Source organism: Exiguobacterium sp. E17S, from assembly GCF_057772545.1.
This window is the reverse complement of the sequence record NZ_JBYLRU010000024.1, coordinates 1-270: the sequence shown is the minus strand read 5'-3', so window position 1 is coordinate 270 and position 270 is coordinate 1. Positions and strand designations below refer to the sequence as shown.

The 270-nt window shown below is 55.6% G+C and carries 1 rRNA gene; it reads left to right on the top strand.

The features are described 5' to 3' along the window. Window positions 1–270: ribosomal RNA gene (locus AC3B4V_RS16270) — 23S ribosomal RNA — on the top strand; the annotation flags it as partial.

Here is a 270-nt window from a genome sequence, read left to right as displayed (position 1 = left end):
GGATGTTGGCTTAGAAGCAGCCACCATTCAAAGAGTGCGTAATAGCTCACTAGTCGAGTGGCGCCGCGCCGAAAATGTAACGGGGCTAAACATACCACCGAAGCTGCGGATTCCGTAAGGAATGGTAGGGGAGCGTTCCAAACCGCTGCGAAGCTGTACCGGAAGGAGCAGTGGAGCGTTTGGAAGTGAGAATGCCGGTGTGAGTAGCGAAAAGAGGGGTGAGAATCCCCTCCGTCGAAAGCCCAAGGTTTCCTGAGGAAGGCTCGTCCG